The 20,678-nt window shown below is 62.6% G+C and carries 15 protein-coding genes; 8 read left to right on the top strand and 7 right to left on the bottom strand.

Annotated elements, in window-relative coordinates; translation table 11 throughout:
- Positions 1-964 precede the first annotated feature (964 nt).
- The 4 genes from ACILSQ_RS03405 to ACILSQ_RS03390 all read right to left on the bottom strand — a co-directional run bounded on the left by ACILSQ_RS03405 (position 965) and on the right by ACILSQ_RS03390 (position 3,381).
- Positions 965-1,390 (bottom strand): hypothetical protein, encoded by a 426-nt coding sequence (locus ACILSQ_RS03405; protein WP_395742178.1) that lies wholly within the window; start codon positions 1,388-1,390, stop codon positions 965-967.
- Positions 1,387-2,055, bottom strand: coding sequence for a hypothetical protein (locus ACILSQ_RS03400; RefSeq protein ID WP_395742177.1), 669 nt, complete (start codon positions 2,053-2,055; stop codon positions 1,387-1,389). The genes ACILSQ_RS03405 and ACILSQ_RS03400 overlap by 4 nt, the downstream gene beginning before the upstream one ends.
- A 73-nt stretch (positions 2,056-2,128) precedes the next feature.
- Complete coding sequence (locus ACILSQ_RS03395; protein ID WP_395742176.1) at positions 2,129-2,446, bottom strand: hypothetical protein; 318 nt, start codon at positions 2,444-2,446, stop codon at positions 2,129-2,131.
- A 284-nt stretch (positions 2,447-2,730) separates the two neighbouring features.
- A complete protein-coding gene (locus ACILSQ_RS03390) occupies positions 2,731-3,381 on the bottom strand; it encodes a formylglycine-generating enzyme family protein (protein WP_395742175.1) in 651 nt (216 codons plus the stop codon).
- A 1,404-nt stretch (positions 3,382-4,785) separates the two neighbouring features.
- On the opposite strand from ACILSQ_RS03390, the gene ACILSQ_RS03385 reads away from it, so the two are divergent.
- Complete coding sequence (locus ACILSQ_RS03385; protein ID WP_395742174.1) at positions 4,786-5,955, top strand: acyltransferase family protein; 1,170 nt, start codon at positions 4,786-4,788, stop codon at positions 5,953-5,955.
- 386 nt (positions 5,956-6,341) lie between these two features.
- On the opposite strand, the gene ACILSQ_RS03380 is transcribed toward ACILSQ_RS03385, so the two are convergent.
- Complete coding sequence (locus tag ACILSQ_RS03380) at positions 6,342-6,818, bottom strand: hypothetical protein (RefSeq protein WP_395742173.1); 477 nt, start codon at positions 6,816-6,818, stop codon at positions 6,342-6,344.
- Positions 6,815-7,090: a hypothetical protein gene (locus ACILSQ_RS03375; RefSeq protein ID WP_395742172.1), complete on the bottom strand. Its 276-nt coding sequence runs from the start codon at positions 7,088-7,090 to the stop codon at positions 6,815-6,817. The genes ACILSQ_RS03380 and ACILSQ_RS03375 overlap by 4 nt, the downstream gene beginning before the upstream one ends.
- Before the next feature lie 275 nt (positions 7,091-7,365).
- On the opposite strand from ACILSQ_RS03375, the gene ACILSQ_RS03370 reads away from it, so the two are divergent.
- The 6 genes from ACILSQ_RS03370 to ACILSQ_RS03345 all read left to right on the top strand — a co-directional run bounded on the left by ACILSQ_RS03370 (position 7,366) and on the right by ACILSQ_RS03345 (position 16,847).
- Positions 7,366-7,617: a hypothetical protein gene (locus ACILSQ_RS03370; RefSeq protein WP_395742171.1), complete on the top strand. Its 252-nt coding sequence runs from the start codon at positions 7,366-7,368 to the stop codon at positions 7,615-7,617.
- Between the two features lie 57 nt (positions 7,618-7,674).
- Positions 7,675-8,577, top strand: coding sequence for a hypothetical protein (locus ACILSQ_RS03365; protein ID WP_395742170.1), 903 nt, complete (start codon positions 7,675-7,677; stop codon positions 8,575-8,577).
- 12 nt (positions 8,578-8,589) lie between these two features.
- Complete coding sequence (locus ACILSQ_RS03360; protein ID WP_395742169.1) at positions 8,590-9,429, top strand: alpha/beta hydrolase; 840 nt, start codon at positions 8,590-8,592, stop codon at positions 9,427-9,429.
- Between the two features lie 82 nt (positions 9,430-9,511).
- Positions 9,512-12,127: a DUF4838 domain-containing protein gene (locus ACILSQ_RS03355; protein ID WP_395742168.1), complete on the top strand. Its 2,616-nt coding sequence runs from the start codon at positions 9,512-9,514 to the stop codon at positions 12,125-12,127.
- A 66-nt stretch (positions 12,128-12,193) separates the two neighbouring features.
- Entirely contained in the window at positions 12,194-15,352 is a 3,159-nt protein-coding gene (locus ACILSQ_RS03350; protein WP_395742167.1) for a DUF4838 domain-containing protein, read from the top strand.
- 22 nt (positions 15,353-15,374) lie between these two features.
- Complete coding sequence (locus ACILSQ_RS03345) at positions 15,375-16,847, top strand: flavin monoamine oxidase family protein (RefSeq protein ID WP_395742166.1); 1,473 nt, start codon at positions 15,375-15,377, stop codon at positions 16,845-16,847.
- A gap of 108 nt (positions 16,848-16,955) precedes the next feature.
- Here ACILSQ_RS03345 and ACILSQ_RS03340 read toward each other — a convergent pair whose 3' ends face one another.
- Positions 16,956-17,753 (bottom strand): DUF1080 domain-containing protein, encoded by a 798-nt coding sequence (locus ACILSQ_RS03340; protein ID WP_395742165.1) that lies wholly within the window; start codon positions 17,751-17,753, stop codon positions 16,956-16,958.
- 119 nt (positions 17,754-17,872) lie between these two features.
- On the opposite strand from ACILSQ_RS03340, the gene ACILSQ_RS03335 reads away from it, so the two are divergent.
- Positions 17,873-20,674, top strand: a complete 2,802-nt coding sequence (locus tag ACILSQ_RS03335; RefSeq protein ID WP_395742164.1) for a DUF1553 domain-containing protein — start codon at positions 17,873-17,875, stop codon at positions 20,672-20,674.
- Positions 20,675-20,678: the final 4 nt, after the last annotated feature.

Genomic DNA, 20,678 nt, shown 5'->3' with positions numbered 1-20,678 from the left:
CATCTCGGCGCGTGCGGCCGGCTCGCCAATACCCTCGTTCTCATTGCGCAAAAAAACCCTGGCATCCGTTGCATCATCTAACACGCTGCCACCCTCCCCCACCATGCGCCTCCTCTGCGCCATCGCCCGTTGGATCACCAACCGGCGATCGCACCCCAACTCCGAGGGAAGATAAGATGCCAGGCATTTTATACGCACGGCCGGCACAAACCACACGTCCTCAACACCTTGCGTCCTTCCAATAAGATGCCAGGCATTTTATACGCATAGTCGGCACAAACCACACGTCCTCAACACCTTGCGTCCTTCCGGCTTGCCCACCACCTGGCGCGTGCCTCACGAAAACACGGTGCCCAACACAGCACTCCAAGGCCCCCCATCCTCCCCGCCTCGGCACGGCACCTCCCGATCCCATGGCCCTTCCGCGACCCTTCCAATCGCGTCAGCCCAACTCCTCCTCATCTCCTCTCCCTCACACCTCGGCATCCTTCGGGTCTTTCGCGTGACGGATGGGTAGAATGATGGCGGGTAAAAGGATTCGGATCCGCTCCATTCAGAAGCCATCATTTTACCTTCTGCACCTCTACCCATTCCCCGCCGAAACCAGCGCCCCCTTTCCACATCTGGATCCCATCCGATCCTCCTTCCGTTTATTCCGTGCCTTCCGTAGGCAATCAAATCTGGAATCTCTGCGTTCTCCACATCTTTGCGTTGCAAATCCGGCCATCCCCCCGCCCAAACCAGCGCCCCCGTTTCCTGAAACCTCAGTCCCGATCAGACTCCGGCCTCTGTGTTGCATCGTGCCTCTGTGGTGAAGTTCTGCGAGAAGATGCCGGGCATTTTGTTGCGCTCAGCTCACCAAATCGTTCTCATTCAACGACATGGTTCAACTCAGCCTCCTCATTGCGGCGCGCGCGCCCTAACTCCGGCGGAATCATCAGCGCCACCCCCCTTCCCCGCCTTCTCAGCAGGCGGAGCAGTGGCGGGCCGCTGCCAGCATGGGCAGCGCGGAGCCAATGCCGTGCAGGCATGGGGCGCTGGTGGCGGACGGCTCCAATAAATACACCGCAGCGCCGGGATAGGCGGCGGCGGCGCGTGCCGCCCATGCCTGGTCGTTGATCACGACCACCGCCGTCATCAGTCCGAAGGAGGGCAGCTCCCCCCTCAGCGGCAGATAACGCACGCCGCAGGAGTCATCCGCCATTTCCTGCTGACCGCTGCGGGCCACGTAGGCAAAACCGCTCTGGTTCAGGCCCTGTGCCAGTGCGGTCAACTCCTCCTCGGAGAGCGCGCCGTCGGCGGCACCGGGCACGACGATCAGGTAGTTTTGGTATTGCGGCCGTCCATCAACGGGGATGGACGCACCAGGAGCTGGGGCGGTGGGAATCATGACGCAGGAAGGAGTTCAGCAGCATTGAGTGTGGACACGCTGGCAAAGTCATGAAAGCGCAGCAGCGCGCGCTCCAGCGACTGGCTGATCGACGGCAGCGGATCGCCCAGCCAGCGGTAGATGCCGCTCATGTCGAAACCGATCTGCACGATCACCCAGGTGCGGTGGCTGTCGATGGGCTCAAAGCTCACAGAACCAAAATTCGGGTGCGGCATTCCAGGTGCGTTGTCCCACGCGATGTGCTCGTAGGGCGTCACCTCGCACACCTGCGCCTGCCAGGCAAACTGCTCAAACAAGGTGTGTACGCGCCACGTCATCCGGCTGGGGTTGTATGGATCCTGCGCCTGCGTGCCCAGCATGAAGTACGGCAGCTCAGACCTGACCCAGGCGTCATACGCCGCCGTGAACGACACGGGAACCTCGACCGACATGATCAGGCAGGAGACATCCTCCTCACTGGCAGTGCTCCGCACGACCTGCAGGCTGGCTGCGGGGGCAGGCAGGGGCCGGGCCTCGCGTGCGGGCGCCGGTACCGGGGCATGCGGCCGTACCGGCGCTCGCAGCTTTCTGCGTCCTGCTCCCCTGGCGCGTTTGGCCAGTACACGCCGCCGTCCGGCAGGGTGCGTGGTGTTCTGGCGCATCGAATGGTGGTGCTTCGTTTTCATGGCTGGAGGGTGGGTCGGAGTATGAGGTGGGGATGAATGAATGGAGCGGCTGGCAGCACGCCGCCCTGCGGCGCTAGCGCATTTCGACTTCGATTGTCTGGGATCGGGAGATGCCGAGCCATGGCGGCAGCACGCCGGAAATGAGATGGGCATAACTGCAGCAGGCGGGAGTCTCCTCTTGGCCGGCAGGCGCCACAAAGGTGCGCTGGTTGAAGAGCTGCTGCAGGCGCTCCTTCATGCCGTTGGTCTGTTCCGCCCACCTGCCGTCGTGCCTGTCCCGCGGCCTCGCACCTTGCTGGCAAAGCCCGTTCGCGGCGTCCAGCAGAAGCCGCCGGAGGCTGGAAGGGTTCGTGGTGGCATTGCCTGCGGCATTCAATTCATGCGTTTTCATGCGCCCATGCTAAAAGCCGGCCTCAAACCGGCAATGAGGAGATGCCCCGATGTATCTCAGCGAACGGCTGAGGGCTGCTCAGGAACTCCGGCCAACCACCGCAAACAACCGCCAACCACCGCAAACTCCCCTTCCCCTCTTTCGGCCACCCCCTCAGGCACTCCGGCCAGCAACCGCAAACAACCGCAAACACCCTCTTCCCCTCTTTCGGCCACCCCCTCCGGAACTCCGTCAAACCACCGCAAACAACGGCCAACCATCGCCAACCACCGCAAACTTCCCCCTCACAGCCTCACCAGCACACACCGGAATCCCCGATACATATCCCGCGTGTTCGGCGCGTTGTACAGCCGGTCGGATGACAGCAGGCTCAGCGGATCATAGCCCCACGATCCGCCGCGCAGCACTCTCTCCTTGCGCGATTTGTTATACCAGTCCTCACACCATTCCCACACGTTGCCGCTCAGATCATAGAGGCCCAAGGGGTTCGGCTTGAAACTCATCACCGGCGCCGTCGTCACAACACCGTCCGTGTATCCCGGCACCACAGCCAGACCCGGAATCTTCGCGGCCCCTGCCGTGTCCGCCAGATTCGCCACACCCGCCGGCGGCGGCCACGTTTGGCCCCAGGGATAAAACTCCTTCAGCTTCGCATCCAGCTTCTCCGGAGTCAGTCCCTTCTCCTCCTTCCCCCCGATGCCCGCCGCATAACTCCACTCCCGGTCCGTCGGCAGCCGATACACCTTCCCCTCCTTCTGGCTCAGCCATTCACAAAACGCCACCGCATCCTCCCAGTTCACATTCACCACCGGGTGGTCATCCCCCCCGCTCACCGGCACCCCATACGCCTCGATCTTCTGCCACGACATGTCGATCCTCGGCCTCTCCTTCGCATAGGCCGCATAATCGCCCTTCCGCGTTTCATGGATGCACATCCAAACCCTCGTTCCAGGCACCGCCACAAACTTCATCCCCAAAGAGTTCACCACCGCCTCCCCTCCCCGCGCGCAATCCGCCACCAGGCCCAAACCAACAAGCAGTATCAATGGCGCCAATTTCATTCCCCAAAAAATAACCCCCCCCGCGACTTGTCACGCTTAAACTGCCAGCAAAGTGCGTTTGGGGGAGCAGGAAAAACATGCCCGCCATTTTGCGATCTGCATCTCCGCAATGAAATTCACCACCGCTGCGCAGCCGCGAAGCGAACCACGATGAACACAGAGGTCTGAACGACGGTTGATTGGAAACTCTGTGTCCATCGTGCCTCTGTGGCTATAAAACAAGCCCCCTTCCATCCAGCCCCGTTTTCAAACACGCATGGCATGATTGCTCTCCCGCGCCCGTCCACAATCCCCCCAAACCAACCCCTCATCTCATCTCATCGCTTCTCCCTCACGCACCCAATGCAGCCGCCTCCGCCGTCCCGGCAAGGTGACAAGATTTTGGAGAGTGCGTCCAAGCCTCCGTTCAAAGGCATCCTCTGCGGCCTTTTCATCTGCTCTCCGTAGCATAGCGAAGGAGGGCATTGTAACCCCAATCAATCAAGACGCGGAACAGAGAGAAAATCAGACAACCCCCAGGCCCCCCTGTCGCCTCACCTCCGAAGTGGACCGTTGGGAAACCTCTTTTCCGAGTATTCCGCGTGTTCCGTAGGCCATCCATTCTCCCCTGAAGGCAAAGCTCCCGTTCAAAAGCCATTGTCTGCGGCCTTCTCATCTCCCTCCCCTCCGCCATCCGCAGTTCGACTCCCGCACTCCCTTCTCCCGCAAATCATAAATCATAAATCTCCCCCCCTCCGCGTTCTCCAGATCTCCGCGGTGCAACCCTCCCGCCATTCCCCCCATTTCCGCCAAAATTAAAAACCATAAATTCTAGGTCGTAAATCCCCCGCCCCGGAAACGCGACCCACCCGCAAATTGCCGAATCCGACACACAACTCCCCATTTCTTTGATTTCAATCACCATCCGATTTCGCCACCTCCGCCCTCCCTCCGACAATCCCAAAACCTCCCGGCCTTCCCCGGAGACCTCTGAACCCACTCTCAAAAACACCCCCAGCAGCGTTCCCTAATCTGCGGTTTCCCCCTCGTCCCCCTCCCACCGCCCAGGTCCCGGGGACACTCCAGCCTCCCTGCGAGGACACCTTCCCAACCCGCCCGCAGTTTCTAATCCGCCCTCCTAGTGTGCTCATGCTCACTGCTTTAGAGTTTCTTCATTTTCAAACTTTCTGCCCCTCAATGGCGAAAAGGCCCGCCCTCGCTCCGTAGGCTACCAGACCCCGCATCGGCTGCCAGCCCACCGGCAGGTCACTCCACCTGCCCGCCAGCCGACCCGCCAGCATGCCACGCCTTGCCTCTTTCGATGCCTACCGCGGCATCGCCCTCTTCCTCATCGGCCTCCACGAGCTGCTGCTGCTGGATGAAGTGGCCGCCCGATACCCCGACAGCCCCGTCTGGCAGTTCATCCGCTTCCACACCTCCCACGTCCCCTGGACCGGCTGCTCCCTGCATGACCTCCTCATGCCCTCCTTCGTCTTCCTCATGGGCGTCTCCATGGTCTTCAGCCTCTCGGCCCGCCAGGCCCGCCAGGCCCGCGGCGATACCCGCCGCCAGATGACCCGCCACGCCCTCTGGCGCGCCCTCGCGCTCATCCTCCTCGGCATCTTTATCCGCAGCCTCGGCCGCCAGATGACCCTCTGGACCTTCGACGAAACCCTCACCCAGATGGGCCTCGCCTACCTCCCCGTCTTCGCCCTCGCCTTCTGCGGCCTCCGCACCCGCCTCCTCGCCTTCGCCGCCTTCCTCCTTCTCCACTGGCTCATCTACGCCCTCTACCCCGTCCTCCCCCCGCATGCCGACCCCACCGCCTGGAACACCCCCGCAGGCTGGACCCACGACTTCACCGGCTTCTACGCCCACTGGAACCACAACCGTAACGCAGGCTGGGCCTTCGACGTCTGGCTCCTCAACCACTTCCCCCGCACCGCCCCCTACGTCGGCTGGATGGGTGGCTACACCACCCTGAACTTCATCCCCACCATCTCCTCCATGATTCTGGGGCTGGTGGCCGGCACCTGGATCAAAAACCACGACGCCCCCCTCCGCCGCCTCCTCATCGCCGGCCCCGCCTGCATCCTCACCGCCCTCGTCCTCCACTACGGTGGCGTCTGTCCCATCGTCAAACACCTCTGGACCCCCGCCTGGGTCTTCCTCAGCGGCGGTCTCTGCATGCTCCTCCTCGCCGCCTTCCACCAGCTCGTCGATGTCCACCAGCACCGTCGCTGGGCCTTCCTCTTCATCATCATCGGCATGAATCCCCTCGCCTTCTACCTCCTGCGTCACACCCTGGAGCTATGGCTGGCGCAGACCGTGGAGAGGCACCTCGGCAGCCGCTACGTCCTCATGTTCGGCCCCGAGATGCAGTCCATCATGACCGGCGTCCCCAGCCTCATGTTCATCACCCTGGTCATGTACTGGATGCACCGCCGCAAAATCTTCCTCCGCCTCTGAGCACCAGGAACGGCTCGCACCACACTCTCGAGCGCGTGTACACCCCCGTGGAAATGGGGGAAATGTGGAAGTCCACGCTGCAGGCCGCCCCACACCGCGCGCGAGCTGGCCATCGATATTTCGCCCATATCATGTTGATTATCAGTCATCCAGCTAGGTCCAATTTTATAATGCCTGGCATTTAGTTTACGGCTGTGCGTTGTACCTTCGGCGAGAAAGGGGAGGCGAGGGAAGAGTGAGGAACTCTAGATTCCACGCCCACCGAACTGCCCAAAGCACGCGCCCGCCAGCGCCAGCATCGGCGCACATACCTTGCTGAATGACAACCGACTACCGTTCAGCCACCCCGTCAACAACGGTAAAACCACCCTTCAACTCCCCCATTCCTATCCCACCACCCTCCGCCGGTCCTTCTCCGGATCGTACTGGATCCGCAGCTTGTGCCCGTCCCACATGGCGATGCTGGAGGGCAGTCGGTAGTTGTCCCCCTGGTTCCAGCTCATCCCCACAAAGTCCTCGATCAAATCCTCCACAAACACCTTCTCACCTCGGCGGATGTCCGGCGGAATGAGGTAGGCGGCAAACGGCTGCGGAAAGGTGTGCGGGTAGTAGTCCGTCCAGTCCAGCACCTTGTCCCACTTCCCATCGTCGCGCGGCCCTCCCCGGTAGTCGCCCACCACCTGGATCTCCCGCGTCAGGCTGTTTTGCCACACGCAGAACTTGCTGCGGATCTCCGCTGAAGGCTCCACCCGCATGAGCAGCGGCCGAAAGCCCGCCCGTGCCCCCTCATTGATGGCCTCTTCCGTCCGCGCGGTCTTGATCACCCGCAGGTTGTCTGGATTGTCCGTACTGCCGTCGTTCATGGTCTCGTGGTTTGATAAGTGAGCGTGAGATTCTTCTGCGACAAGTCCACCTGCAGGCAGGCCTGCGGATTCCCCTGCAACAGCGCCACCACCTCCGCCTCCGTGCGCTGGGCCGTGTCCGTCACCGTGTGCTGGCAGATGCCGCAGCGCCGGTCCGCCGGGTCATCCGTCGGCCCCAGCTTGCTCCAGTCCAGCCGAAAGGGGCAGTGCAGCCGCTTCAGCAGCCGCCCCTCCTCCGTGAAAAGCTCCTGGGTATGCGGATTGAACTTCATGGCGCAGGTCAGTCTCTCCCCATCATGCGCAGATTTCCCCCCAAAACGCAAGCCGCTGGAACACTCCCCGCCGCCCCGCTGCGCCCCCACCCACAAAACCCGCCCAAACCCCCCCAAAACGACCTCTAAATACTATAATTATTTTGATAATGATAAATATTCAGTTGCGGCCAAGGGAACGGAGACGGTAAGTTTCCAGGTGTCCTCATGGAGAAATCGGTGAGGCCTCGATTCCCGACAGCGCCCTCAAGCCCAACCCTTTACGTCGCCCGGTCATGATCGAAGATTCCCGAAACCCAAGAACGGACGGATTGCCCACCCACATCCCCGTGCCGGAGGAGCACCCTCCCGGCAGCTGGTCGTTTGGCGCGGTTCTGTCCGTCGTAAGCGCCGTGCTGCTGGCCTACATCCTGCGGCTGGCCGTGCCGCAGGAGGACAACGCCATCGAGCTCGGCATCCTGCTCATCGCCGTGGGTTTCGCGCAGATCTGGCTCATCTTCAATTTCCTGAAGTCCTTCCGGAAATGACGCTCCGTCAGAGGTTTCACCGGAAAGGCCGCAGGGCGGCGGCGTAGATGTCCGTGCATGTCTGTTTTTCCCTCCCGTCTTTTTCTGCGTGCGCTCGGCTGTGTCGTAGCACTCGCCGGCGCTGTCTCCGCCTCCGCCAAAGAGCCCTTCAAGCCAAACCTCGGCCCCGAGCTCCCCCGCATCACCGTCACCTGTGGCGATGTCACCCTGCTGCTGCGCCAGGCCACGCAGTGGACTCCCGGCCGCATCGACTTCCGCGGCTCTGCCATGACCACCGAGAGCAGCGCCTACGGCACCGTCTTCTCCTTCCCAGATGTCGGCTTCATCGGCACCGCCCATCTGGAAAACGAACCCGAAAAGCTGCAGTCACTGGACTTCTTCCTCGATGACAAGCACCTCGACACCCCCGCCGCGGCGCTGAAGGGCGGCACCTTCCGCCTGGAGCGGAAGTCCCGCATCCGCGCCTTCGATCTCACGAACATCACCGAGGTCAAGGACCACCGCCTGTACGAAACCGCCACCGTGCACACCGCCGAGGCCGTGCCGCTGAAGCTCGTCTATCATTTCATGCACGCCTGGCGGCCCACGGTGAACGCCTTTCTCGCCGGGAGTGATGCCATCCCAGAAAATACCATCTCCGGCCCCCTGCGCGATGACGCCGAGGTGATCAGGAAATTCTACATCAACCAGCGCGTGGACTGGATGGCCGTGTATGAGCCGCAGAGCGGCCAGTTTGCCGTGAGCCGCCTGCTGCAGGCCCCGGAGGAGGGCGGGCACATTTCCACGATCTGGAACGTGCCGCCCACCTACCGGAAATACTACCTCAAGAGCTTCGAGGGAAAAACCGTCCCGGCCGGATTCACCGGCACCTGGCGCATGGTCACCGCCTTCGGCGCCAGCACGCCGGAAAAGTGGGAGTCTGCCGCACGCGCGCTGGCGGCGGAACTCAGGCCTCGGTAACATGCCCCATCCATGACCACGCTGCTCCGCCTCGCCGCATTCACCTTCCTGTCCGCCAGCCTCACCGCCGCGGCGGATCTGACGCACGTCCCTTACAAGACCGGAGACTCCCTCACCAGCTATGAAAAGCAGCGCTGCCTGCTGGATGTGTACCTGCCGCCCGAGAAGAAAGATTTCCCAACGCTGGTGTGGTTCCACGGCGGCGGCCTCACGGGCGGAAACAAGGATGCCGACAGCACCAAGAAAGTGGCGCAAGGCCTCGCGAAGTCCGGCATGGCCGTGGTAGTGCCAAACTACCGCCTCAGCCCGCAGGCGAAGTACCCCGCCTACATTGAAGATGCCGCCGCGGCGGTGGCCTGGGCTTTGAAAAACATTCCCCAGCACGGCGGCGATGCGAAACGCGTGTTTGTGGGCGGGCACTCCGCCGGCGCCTACCTCACGCTCATGGTCGGCATGGATGCGCACTACCTCGCCGCGCAGGGCCTGAAGCCGCAGAACATCGCGGGGCTGCTCCCCGTGAGCCCTCAGGTGATGACGCACTACACCGTGCGTCAGGAGCGCGGCATTTCCAAATTCAGCGTCACTGCGGATGAGGCCGCCCCGGTGTTTTACGCCGACGTGAAAAACCTCCCTCCCATGCTCGTGCTCTGCGCGGACAAGGACATGCCCGCCCGCGCGGAAGAAAGCGCCTACCTTGTGGCGCTCATGAAAGGTGCAGGAAACAAGCGCGTGAGCCTCCAGGTCATCGCAGACCGGAATCACGGCAGCGTGGGGAACAACATCGCCAATGAGGGCGACCCGGCACGCGAGGCCATCGTGAAGTTCATGCAGGAGCCTCGCGCGGCGCAGTGAGCCGTGCTGAGAATGCGATGCACGCGCGAGTTTCAGGAAAACGGTGCGGCATGCGCCGTATGAGAGGGCCTGCTCTTCACGCATGAAACTTCCCCTTCTCTCCGCGCTGCTGCTCGTGGGCACACTGCCTGCCGCAGACCTTGTCCTTCTCGATGCGGGCCGTTCGGATTATCAGATCGTCATTCCGGACAAGGCGGAGACGCCCGTGCTGGCAGACTGCCTGGCGCAGACGGCGCGGCTGCTGCAGGTGGCGTTTCAGGCCAACGGTGCGGAGGTTCGCGTGGTGAGTGAAAGCGAGCGAGATGCCGCCAAACCGGCGCTGCTGCTGGGAAACACACGCTTCGCGCAGGAGCACGGCTTCAAGGCTGCGGAGCTGCGGGACTGGAGCTATGTGCACCGCGTCATCGGCAAAGACGTGATCATCGCGGGTCGTGACGAGCCCTCCCGCACCCCGAATGACCGGACGCGCCGCCCCAGCTTTGACCGTGTGGGCACCGCGAAGGCGGCGGTGGACTTTGCACGGCAGTTCATGGGCGTGCGCTTTCTCTATCCGGACCTGCCCGGCTACACCCAGGTGAGCGGCGCGGCGAAGATCGATCTTCTCAATTCGCCCGCGCTCGAGTTTCTGCCGCAGAAGAGCATCACCGTGCCTGACACGCTGAACACCACTCACACGCCGCTCCTGCGCGTGAACACCTCCCACCCTGCGGGCGCCTCGTTTTATGACCTGGCGCACAACCGCTTCCCGCGTGTGGACGAACTCTTTGGCAGCCACACCTGGCAGCGCGCCGTGCCGGCTGAGAACTTCGCCACACATCCCGAATACTTCGCGCTCATCAACGGCGCGCGTTTGAAGCCGGAGGGAGGTAATGCCCAGTACTGCCTGTCGAATCCCGAAGTGCAGGATCTCATCTACCGCGATCTGACGCAGTGGCTGGACAAAGGATATTCCAGCGTGGATCTCGGGCAGCCGGATGGCTTCCGCGAATGCCAGTGCGAGAAGTGCGCCGCGCTCTACGGCACTGGCAAGGACTGGTCTGAAAAAATCTGGATCTTCAACCGCCAGATGGCGGAGCGCGTGGAGAAATCCCACCCCGGCAGGCAGATCACGATGATGAGCTACATCCTCACCGCCCCGCCGCCGAAGACCTTCACCAAGTTCCCGGCAAACACCTGCATCATGCTCACCGGCACGAATGAGGAGGACATCTCGCCCTGGCGTGGCATCGAGGTGCCGCGCGGCTTCACCGGGTATGTGTACAACTGGTGCCCGAACCTCGGCACGCGCTACACGCCCATGCGCACTCCGGGTTACATCGAGCTGCAGGTGCGGCGGCTGGCGGAGAACCGCATCCAGTCTCTCTACCGCGATGGGCCGGGCCAGCTCTTCGGCCTGGAGGGGCCCGTGTACTACACCCTGGGCCGCATGTTTGATGACCCGGCCAGCCTGCATGCGCGGGATCTCCTGGTGGAGTACTGCGAGGCCGCCTTCGTGAACAAAAGCACCGCCTTCTACATGCGCGCTTTTTATGAGGAGCTGTATCAGGCCATCGCACTGTACTCAGACCACATCGGCACGCGCACGGACCTGTGGACCTTCAAGCCGCTGCCCACTGATGCGCGCGGGCGCAAGACCGTGACGGATCCTTTTCAACTCATCGCCTTTCTCTATCCGCCGCGAATGCTCGCGTCGCTGGAAGCCAGCCTGAGCCAGTCGGAAAAACTGGCAAACACGCCAAAGGTGAAAACACGCCTGGCGCTGGTGCGCTGTGAATTTGACTATCTGAAGCACTTTGCCCGTGTGGTGCATCTGCATCAGGCCTACCAGATGATGCCTGACTCCGGCGCCATGAACCGCCTGCTGGATGCCATCGATGCGCGGAACGCCTTCCTCACGACGCTCTTTGTCAAAGGGCACCAGAAGGAGTGGAACCACGTGCTCTTCCCCTTCCCCGGGCATGACATCAACCACCTGCGCCTGAAGCATGACGGCTATCAGGAGCCCTATGCCAGCACCTGCTTCAACTGGGACACGAAGGCCATGCGCACCGCTCCGCCGCCCGGTCAGAAGAAGCTCACCGTGGCCAGGACAAACGCAAACCTCACGCTCGACTCTCCTGAATGGCAGAGCGCCGCCGCGCATGAGCTGACCCTGCTGCCGCCGCTGCACACGCTGCCGCGCAAAACCACGGTCCGCCTGCTGCATGACGGCGTGGCGCTGCACATCCGCGCAGAGGCGGAGACCGGCGATGAAACGAAACCATTCCCCGCTTATAACCGCGATCGACTGCTTACGAACCAGGAGGCGTTTGATGTTTACCTCGCGCCGCAGCCCGCGCAGCCGCTGTATTACCGCCTCACCCAGGGCGCCAATGCAGCCAGCCGCTATGATGCGCTCAACGGCCGCATCACCGATGTCATGGACCCGCGCCACGGCAAAGACGACCCCACCTGGAATGGCGACTGGACCAGCACCACACGCGTGGATGCAGCGGCCAGGCGCTGGTATGCGCACCTCGTCATCCCCTACGGCGTGCTTGGTGTCGAAGCCCCCGCCAAAGGCACCGCATGGCGCGCCAACTTCGGCCGCAATCACGCGCTGCCGCGGGAGCAGGTGGACCGCGCGCTGTGGTCCTCCACCCTCGGCAGCCTGAACATGGACGACCCCGCCGTGATGGGTGAGATCGTGTTTGAGTAGCCGGGAGCTGCGTGCCGTAATAATCACGGGCGCGCAACGTTTTGAGAGCCCCAACCCCTTGTGCTCATGAAACACGCGCTTTCCTTCGTCTGGCTGCTGCTCCTTTCACCCTGCATCCTTCATGCGGCGGACGCTCTCATTGTGGAGGATGGCCAGCCGCGCGCAGAGATCATCATCGCGGAGATTCCCACGCGCATGCAACGCCTGGCGGCGCATGAGTTTCGTGCGAACCTTGAGAAGATCAGCGGGGCGCGTCTGCCCATTGTCACGCAGCCCAGCGGGAAGGCGGTGAAGGTTTTCATCGGCGCGAGCCGCCTCAATCCCGTGAAGGCAGACGGCCTCAAGGACGGCGCCTACCGCGTGCAGTCCGGCAGCGACTGGCTGGCGCTGGTGGGCGATGACACGGACTTTGTGCCCACCGAACCCTGGGGCAAAAACAATGCCGACATTCCGCGCGCGGAGGCGGAGTTTCAGAAGATCGTCGGTGCGCCCTATGGCATGCCGAACCGCGGCTTGTACAAAAACAAACTGCGTCTGCCCGGAGACACCGGCAAGCCGGACGGCGTGCCCACGGCCAAGAACGAGACACTGGAGATCTGGGGCCTCGATGAGCACGGCAGCTTCAATGCGGTGACGGCTTTTTTTCACAAGCTCGGCGCGCGCTGGTACCTGCCGGGAGAGCTTGGCGAAGTGATGCCCGCCATGAAGACCATTCCGCTGCCCAAGGTGGATGAGACGGTGAAGCCGGACTTCGCGCTGCGGCAGTTCAACTTCCGCTTTGCCACCGCAGGCCCTGACACCGCGCTGTGGACGCTGCGGCTGGGCATGCGCAATGACGACCGCTGGCTCATCGCCCACGGCATGGATGGCATGACGGGAAACGACGCCACCTTTGCCGCGCATCCGGAGTGGTTCGCCCTCTACGGCGGCAGACGCGACTACCGTCCCGGCGACAGCAAGAACCAGCTCTGCTACTCCAATGAGGAGCTCTTCCGCGAGACAGTGCGCTACGCACGCAAGCTGCTGGACACCTATCCGGTCAAGTCCGTCTCCATCATGCCGCCGGACGGTTACACCTCCATCTGCCAGTGTGAGAAGTGCAAGGGGAAGGACTCCCCGGAGCGCAACGACCGCGGCCTGCTGAGCGATTATGTGTGGGACTTTGTGAACCGCGTGGCCAAAGAGATCGGCAAAACGCATCCGCACGCGAAGGTGCTGAACTGCGCCTATGGCGTGTACACGCTGCCGCCGCTGAAGATCGACAAGCTGGAGCCCAACGTGGTCGTCTGCATCGTGGGCGGCCGCCGCCCCGTGAACAAGGCGGGGGCGAAAGGAGAGGGGGAGTCCGCGCCCGAGGCCCTGCGCGCTGCGTGGGTGAAGAAGACGCAAAACCCCCTCATGATTTTTGAAAACTACCCCTTCACCGATCGCGGCTGGTACCTGCCCTCCTTTGTGCCCCATGCGCTGGGAGATTCCGTGAACGCCACCAAGGGCGTCTCCCAGGGTGAGGACATCTGGCTCTCCGCGCGGCAGGACTTCAAGGACGTGGGCATCGGCTTCAATCACTTCATGGTGTACTTCACCGCACGGATGTACTGGGGCGGCAAAAACGCGGATGTGGACGCCATGTTCCGCGAGTACTGCCAGCTTTTCTACGGTCCCGCAGCGCAGGAAATGCAGGCCTTCTTCGCCTACTGCGAGGAGCACTGGGCGGAGATGGAGGAGGACAAGGCACCGGCGGAAACTGCGCTGGCGCTCTTTGCCAAGGCGCAGACGAAGGCTGACATGGCCAGTGTGTACGGAAAACGCATCGCGCTCATCGATGCTTTCCTCAAGGGACTGCGCATGAAATGCCAGCAGCTCGCCCAGCAGCGCGGCCCCGTGCCCATTGTGCGCCTCGTGGGAGATGCGAAGGACATCGTCATCGACGGCAAGCTCGACGACGAATACTGGCAGAACTGCCCGGCGGCGGCCACGGGGAAACTTCGTGAACTGCAGACCGGTCGTGTGCCGACCTTTGGCACCAGCTTCAAGACCGGCTGGCAGGGAAACAGCCTCTGCATCGCCATCCGCTGCGATGAACGTCCCGGTGACAAACCGAACAACACCACCACGCGCAACGGTGACCAGGCGCTCTGGCATGGCGATGCCGTGGAGATCGAACTCGCCACGGAGACCCATTCCTACTACCAAATCGCCATCAGTCCCGCAGGCCACATTGTGGACCTGGACCGTGGCTCGGCGCGTGACCGCTGGTTTGAGTGGGACTCCAAGGCGGAGGTGGCCACTCAGATTGCGGATGATCACTGGACGGTGGAGATCCGCATCCCGGTGACTCAGGACGAAAACGATCCGCTGCACCAGGTCATCGGCCGCGCGCCCACGCCGAGCCTGCCCTGGCACATCAACATCTGCCGCCAGCGCATCCGTGAAGACGGCCAGGAGCTCAGCGCGCTCTCTCCCACCGGCACGGAGGGCTTTCATGAGCCGATGAAGTTCGCACATTTCTACCATGGGAACTCGCGCGCCTTCCCCGAGGATCCCACGGTCACGGACTTCGCTCTCGGCTTCCGCGATGCCGCGCAGAAGCGCAAAGCCGAGGCCTTCCTCTCGCTGGCAGAGGGGAAGATCAACGACTTCCAAAAAGCCGCCGCGCTGGAGCAGGCCGCGCTCTACAGCCGCAAGGAGGCCGGGCCCATCATTGAGCGCATTCCCGTGGAGGCAGTGAAAAAAGCCGCGCAGATGCAGTACCTGCTCGCGGTGGGCAAGGCGCCGGAGATCATCGCGCAATTTGCGGGCGAGGATTTTAACAAGTGGCCCTTCTGGAAGCGCGGCGCGGGCTATCACGCGCGCGGCTACGCCTACTCCATCGTCAAACAAGGAGACAAGGCCGAGGCCGACCTCAGCGCGGCGCTGCCCTGGACCAGCGAGCCGCGCACGCGCGATGCCATCCTGCTCGCCCTCGGGCAGAACCGCGAGCGCAATCTGCAAAACGACGACCAGGCTCTGGCCGCTTATCAGGCCGTCGTTGCGGATCGCGCACGCATCGGCGGGGCGGATGAATACTACGCCCTCCAGGGCATCGCCCGCATCCAGACCCGCCGCGGCCAGTATGCTGAAGCCATGAACACCCTGAACCGCGCCGAGCCGCAGAAACTCCAGGGCGTGTGGCGGGACAACATTCAGAAATCCATCGACGAGGTGAAAAAAGCACAAGGACGGTGACTCGGCGCGTAGAAGACCCGCCATGCGCGCTCTTCCTCCCGCCCTCTCCCGCCGGCAAATGCTGCAAACCACCACGGGCGCGCTGCTCGCGGGCGCTGTGGCACACGCCGCCCCTGCAAAGAAGAAAGTCGTCATCATCGGCGGCGGCATCGGCGGGCTGAGCTGCGCGTATGATCTGATGGAACGCGGTCACGACGTGACGCTCCTGGAGGCATCTCGCCGCACCGGAGGACACGTGAAGACCATTTACGACCCGCTGCCAGACGGGCTCTACGCCGACGTCGGCGCGGAGCAGTTCACCGATCCTGGCTACGACACCTACCGCGAGTGGGTGCGCAAATTTGACCTCCCCGTCCTCGCCTACGAGCGACGCCGGAAGATGTATGCCAATGTGCGCGGAAAATGGCGCACGGAGGAGGAGCTGGCGGATGCGAAAACGCAGCGCGACTTCGGCTTCAACGAACGCGAGGTGGCCTACATGCAGGAGCATGGGTGGAAGAACATGTCCCGCCTCTACTTCGGTCCCATGGCGAAGAAGTTTAAAGACGAATATCAGCCCTTCGGCGTGGGCCTGGATGATCTTGACCACGTCGTGCTCGGCGACTGGCTGGCGGAGCAGGGCGCTTCTGAAACCGGACGCAGCTACTGCGGCGGCTCGCGGCTGAGCAGCAAGGAAAAGCCCGCCACGGAGGGAGATGTCTCCGCGCTCTACCGCATCTGGCAGGAGTCAATTGTGAAGATGCGCGGGCTGCCGGTGTTTAAGCGCGAAGTCTTCCGTCTCAAGGGCGGCAACCAGCTCCTGCCCGACACTTTTGCAAAGCTCCTCGGCGATCGCGTGCGGAAGAACTGCAAGGTGACGACCCTGGCGCATGATGCGAACGGCGTCACCGTCACCCTCGTGGAAGGCCCGGACAAAAAGGAGCAGACGCTGAAGGCGGACTATGCGGTGATGTGTGTCTCGCCGCTGGTGATCGCGGGCATTGAAGTCGCCCCTGGCTGGCCTGAGGCGAAGAAATTTGCGCTCACTCACACGCCCATGGGGATGCAGTCGCGCATTGTGCTGCAGGCCAAAACCCGCTTCTGGGAGGGCGACACACTGCCGAGCATCAATCTGGAAACAGGAAACAGCACCATGGGCCTGGTGTATGAATGCGCAGGTGAAGTGGCTGGAGAGAGCTGCGTGCTGATGGGCAGCGGCCCGCCTGCGCTCGCCCCTGCGGATGCCCTGGCGGCCTTCCGCAAGTTTTACCCCGGCAAAAACAAGGACACGATTGAGCAGGTGATCGTGCATGAGTGGTGGAAGGAGGAGCCCCTGGCCATCGGCTGCGAGCGCCACGCCTTTGCGCTGGGCAAACTGGCGCAGATCTGGCCGCACCTCATCCAGCCCGTGGGCCGAGTGCACTTTGCCGGTGCCGCGTATGACAACCTGCCGTGGGGCCAGGATGCGGCGACGAGATCGGCACGGCGGGTGACGCTGGCGATTGATGCGGCGTAAAGTAGCCTTGTTGCTGTGCAACAAGGGAGAGCGTCGCAAAAGCCAAGCGCCATGGACTACCGGAGATTTGGGTGAAGCGGAGCGGTTCCTTGTTCCGCAGGAACAAGGCTACTTGGATGGTTTCTTCTCCAGCGACCTCAGCTCGATCTTCCGAAACCACACGGGCTGCCCCTCCGCCTGCAGCGCGATGTGGCCGTAGCCCAGCATCACATCACCACCCGCATCCACGATATCACTCGCAGGTGCGATCTTGCACGCAGCATCAAGCTGGGGCCGCTGGTAGCGCAGCACCTCCACGCCGTTGATGCGGTGGATGATCTCGTCATTGCCGCGCACTTCCACCTCCGCACGCACCCATTCCTCAGCAGGGAAAGTGGGCGCGCTGGATTTCACGATGTGCTTGGTGATGAGCTCGCCGCCCATTTCCACGTGCGTGCCGGGCGTGCAGAGGTTTCCGGTGGAGCGCGGGCCTTTGCCTTCATCTGCGAGAAACTGCATCTCCAGGCTGGAGGGGAAGCCCTGGTCAAAGCGCATGCTCTGCGGCGGCTGGGCATGCAGCATCACGCCGCTGTTGAGGTTCACATACTTCGGCGCGTCCGCCATCATCTTGCCGGTAAAGCGATACTCCATGCGCAGGATGTAGTGGGAGTAGGCCAGGTTCGTGAAAAGGTGGCCGTACTGCTGGTCAAACTTGTCGTAGCCGTCGTAGCTCACCTTCAGGATGCCATCCTCCACACGAAAGGTGTTCGCGTAGTTTTCTCCCAGCGGACGCTTGGCGATCTTGATGGTCCAGCCGGCGAGGTCTTTGCCATTGAAGAGAGGAATCCATGGGGGTTCATCGGCGGCAACGGCAGCGGCGGTGGTGAGCAGGAGGGCGGCAGCGGCGGTTCGGAGGAGGTGGCTCATGGCAGGCACCTTGGCGGTGACCGCCCAGTTTCCAATCGGAAGATTCCGCAGAAAGACCCGGCCGGGCGGAACCGATCTTTTTTTGTCCAAAGCTCCGCCATTCCTGCCTTCTAGTCACCGTGCGCTACGCTTTCACCTTCTCATTCCTCGCCATTTGCTCCGCTGCGGCGGCGGCTGACGGCATGGCATTCTTTGAGAACAAGGTGCGGCCGCTGCTGGTGAAGCATTGCTATGAATGCCACTCGCAGGAGGCGGGCAAACGCAAGGGCGGCCTGCTGCTGGATCGCAAAGAGGGCTGGCAGATCGGTGGCGATGCCGGGCCGGCGATCATCCCGGGCGAGCCTGCGGGCAGCCTGCTGATGCACAGCGTGAATTACGAGGATGAGAAGCTGCAGATGCCGCCCAAGTCCAGGCTGTCTCCGGAAGAGGTGCGCGTCTTTGAGCAGTGGATCGCCATGGGCGCCCCTGATCCGCGCAATGCGGCTCTGGGGGAGGTGGTCAAGAAAAAGACCATCGACTTCACCGCCGCGCGCCAGGGCTGGGCCTTTCGTCCGCTGCCCAAGACAGAGCTTCCTGCCGTGAAGCAGAAGGACTGGCCGCGCAAGGAGTTGGACACTTTCATCCTCGCGGAGCTGGAGGCCAAAAACCTCACTCCGGCAGCGGATGCTGATCCCCGCACGCTGATGCGCCGCCTGAGCTATGATCTCACCGGCCTGCCACCGGCGGCGTCTGATCTGGCTGCCGCTCCCGATCTGCCGGCCTACGCCGAGAAGCTGCTCAACAGCCCGCAGTTTGGCGAGAAGTGGGGCCGCCAGTGGCTTGACCTCGCCCGCTATGCCGACTCGAATGGCGGCGACCGCAACTACACGTACTACCAGGCCTGGCGTTACCGGAACTACGTCATCGACGCCTTCAATCGCGACCAGTCTTACTACCAGTTCATTCGCGAGCAGATCGCGGGTGACCTGATGCCCGCGGGTAATCTGGAGCAGCGCCGCCGGCAGATGATCGCCTCCACCTTCCTCTCGCTGGGACCGAAGATGCTCACGGATCGCGACAAGGAGAAGCTGCACCTCGACACGGCGGATGAGCAGATCGACACCATCGGTCGCGCCTTCCTCGGGCTCACCATCGGCTGCGCGCGCTGCCATGATCATAAGTTTGATCCATTCAGCCAGCAGGACTACTACGCGCTGGCGGGCTTCTTCCGCTCCACGGAGGTGGTCATGGGCACGCGCAACGGCTGCGTGAACGTGGCTAGCTGGGTGGAGCAGGCGCTGCCGCAGCCCGAGCCTGCGATGAGCGAACTCGCGGCCAAGGTCGCGCGCCTGGAACTGGTGATGCGCCTGAAGGTCGAGCGTGAGTTCATGGCGAAGGTCGGTGGCAAGATGTCGCTCAAAAAACTGCCGCTGGCCGGAGTGATCTGTGATGAAGCCGATGCTGAACTCATAGGCGACTGGAAGCAGTCCAGCATCTCGGCGAACCGCTTTGGCGACTTCTACATTCACGATGACCGGAAGCACAAAGGGGAGAAGCAGGCGGTGTTTCGTGGCAGTCTGCCTGAGACCGGCGTCTATGAAGTGCGCCTCGCCTATCCGGCCAAAACGAACTGCGACAAGCACGTGCCCATCACGGTGGAGGCTTTCGATGGCGTGCATGAGATCTTCTTTGACCAGACGAAGAAACCCAGTGTTGGCGGTTTGTTCGAACCCATCGGCCGTTTTCGTTTTGAGAAAGGCGGACGTGTCAATGTGATCATCCGCACCGCAGGTACGAAAGACTATGTGGTGGTGGACGCCGTGCAGTTCATCTCCGTGCGTGACATCGAGCGTGAAGCCGCCGCGTTTGCGATGGCGGAGGGCAAAGGCAAAGACGCCGACCCCGTGCTGGGCATGCAAGCCGGCGAACTGAGCAAGGAGCTGAACAAAACCATCGCCGAACTCAAGGATGCCGACCTCGCGATGGCCCCGCGCGATGCACGTGACGCGGGGGACATTCATCTGCGTATCCGCGGAGAGGTGAACCAGCTCGGCCCCAAGGTGCCGCGGCATTTCCCCTCCGTGCTGCATGACGGGCCGCCACCCAAGATTGCCCCTGGATCAAGCGGCCGCCTGCAGCTCGCCGAGTGGATGACCAGCGCGGAGAACGCGCTGCTGGACCGTGTGATCGTGAACCGCCTGTGGGCGCAGCTTTTCGGGCGCGGCATCGTCGGCACGGTGGACAACTTTGGCGTGCAGGGAGAGAAGCCCACGCACCCCGCGCTGCTCGATCATCTTGCCGCGAAATTCCGCGCCAGTGGCGGCTCCATTAAAACGCTGATCCGTGAGATGGTGCTCAGCCGCACCTACCAGCTCGCCGCCGAGGCGAAATCGCAGCGCACGGTCGCTGATCCCGAAAATCGTCTGCTGGGACGACGCTCGTACCGCCGCCTGACGGCGGAGGAGATTCGTGACAGCCTGCTCTTCATTGCGGGTGATCTCAATCTGGAACAGGCTGCGGCCACGGCGCTGACGTATGGCGAGGATCTCGACAAACCAATGAAGTTCGACAAGGAATTCCGCCGCAGCATCTACCTGCCCGTCGCACGCAACAACCTCGCGCCCGAACTTGAGATCTTCGACGCCGCAAATCCCGAAATGGTGGCCGGTGACCGCCCGCTGACCACCGTGCCCACGCAGGCGCTGTATCTCCTCAACAGCACCTTCCTGCAAAAGCAGGCCGCCACACTCGCACAACAGGCCTATGCAAAGCCGGAGCCTGTCGCGTGGTTGCATCAGACCATCCTCGGCCGTGCGCCAGGCGCTCACGCAACGAAACGTGCGAATGAATTCATCGCGCAGAGCGGCGGAGATCGTGAGCAGGCGCTCGCGGATCTCGCGCATGTGCTGCTCGCGTCCACGGAGTTTCTCTTTCTCGATTGATGCC

The sequence above is a fragment of the Prosthecobacter sp. genome, from assembly GCF_044227185.1.
Classification (GTDB): Bacteria; Verrucomicrobiota; Verrucomicrobiia; order Verrucomicrobiales; family Verrucomicrobiaceae; genus Prosthecobacter.
The sequence above is the reverse complement of the archived record's forward strand: the minus strand, read 5'-3'. Positions and strand labels throughout refer to the sequence as shown.

Coding starts and splice junctions, on each gene's coding strand:
- ACILSQ_RS03380 (WP_395742173.1), bottom strand. CDS start 6,818: ATGAACGACGGCAGTACGGACAATCCAGACAACCTGCGGGTGATCAAG.
- ACILSQ_RS03375 (WP_395742172.1), bottom strand. CDS start 7,090: ATGAAGTTCAATCCGCATACCCAGGAGCTTTTCACGGAGGAGGGGCGG.
- ACILSQ_RS03345 (WP_395742166.1), top strand. CDS start 15,375: ATGCGCGCTCTTCCTCCCGCCCTCTCCCGCCGGCAAATGCTGCAAACC.
- ACILSQ_RS03360 (WP_395742169.1), top strand. CDS start 8,590: ATGACCACGCTGCTCCGCCTCGCCGCATTCACCTTCCTGTCCGCCAGC.
- ACILSQ_RS03385 (WP_395742174.1), top strand. CDS start 4,786: ATGCCACGCCTTGCCTCTTTCGATGCCTACCGCGGCATCGCCCTCTTC.
- ACILSQ_RS03365 (WP_395742170.1), top strand. CDS start 7,675: ATGTCTGTTTTTCCCTCCCGTCTTTTTCTGCGTGCGCTCGGCTGTGTC.
- ACILSQ_RS03340 (WP_395742165.1), bottom strand. CDS start 17,753: ATGAGCCACCTCCTCCGAACCGCCGCTGCCGCCCTCCTGCTCACCACC.
- ACILSQ_RS03390 (WP_395742175.1), bottom strand. CDS start 3,381: ATGTGCATCCATGAAACGCGGAAGGGCGATTATGCGGCCTATGCGAAG.
- ACILSQ_RS03405 (WP_395742178.1), bottom strand. CDS start 1,390: ATGATTCCCACCGCCCCAGCTCCTGGTGCGTCCATCCCCGTTGATGGA.
- ACILSQ_RS03350 (WP_395742167.1), top strand. CDS start 12,194: ATGAAACACGCGCTTTCCTTCGTCTGGCTGCTGCTCCTTTCACCCTGC.
- ACILSQ_RS03400 (WP_395742177.1), bottom strand. CDS start 2,055: ATGAAAACGAAGCACCACCATTCGATGCGCCAGAACACCACGCACCCT.
- ACILSQ_RS03370 (WP_395742171.1), top strand. CDS start 7,366: ATGATCGAAGATTCCCGAAACCCAAGAACGGACGGATTGCCCACCCAC.
- ACILSQ_RS03395 (WP_395742176.1), bottom strand. CDS start 2,446: ATGAAAACGCATGAATTGAATGCCGCAGGCAATGCCACCACGAACCCT.
- ACILSQ_RS03355 (WP_395742168.1), top strand. CDS start 9,512: ATGAAACTTCCCCTTCTCTCCGCGCTGCTGCTCGTGGGCACACTGCCT.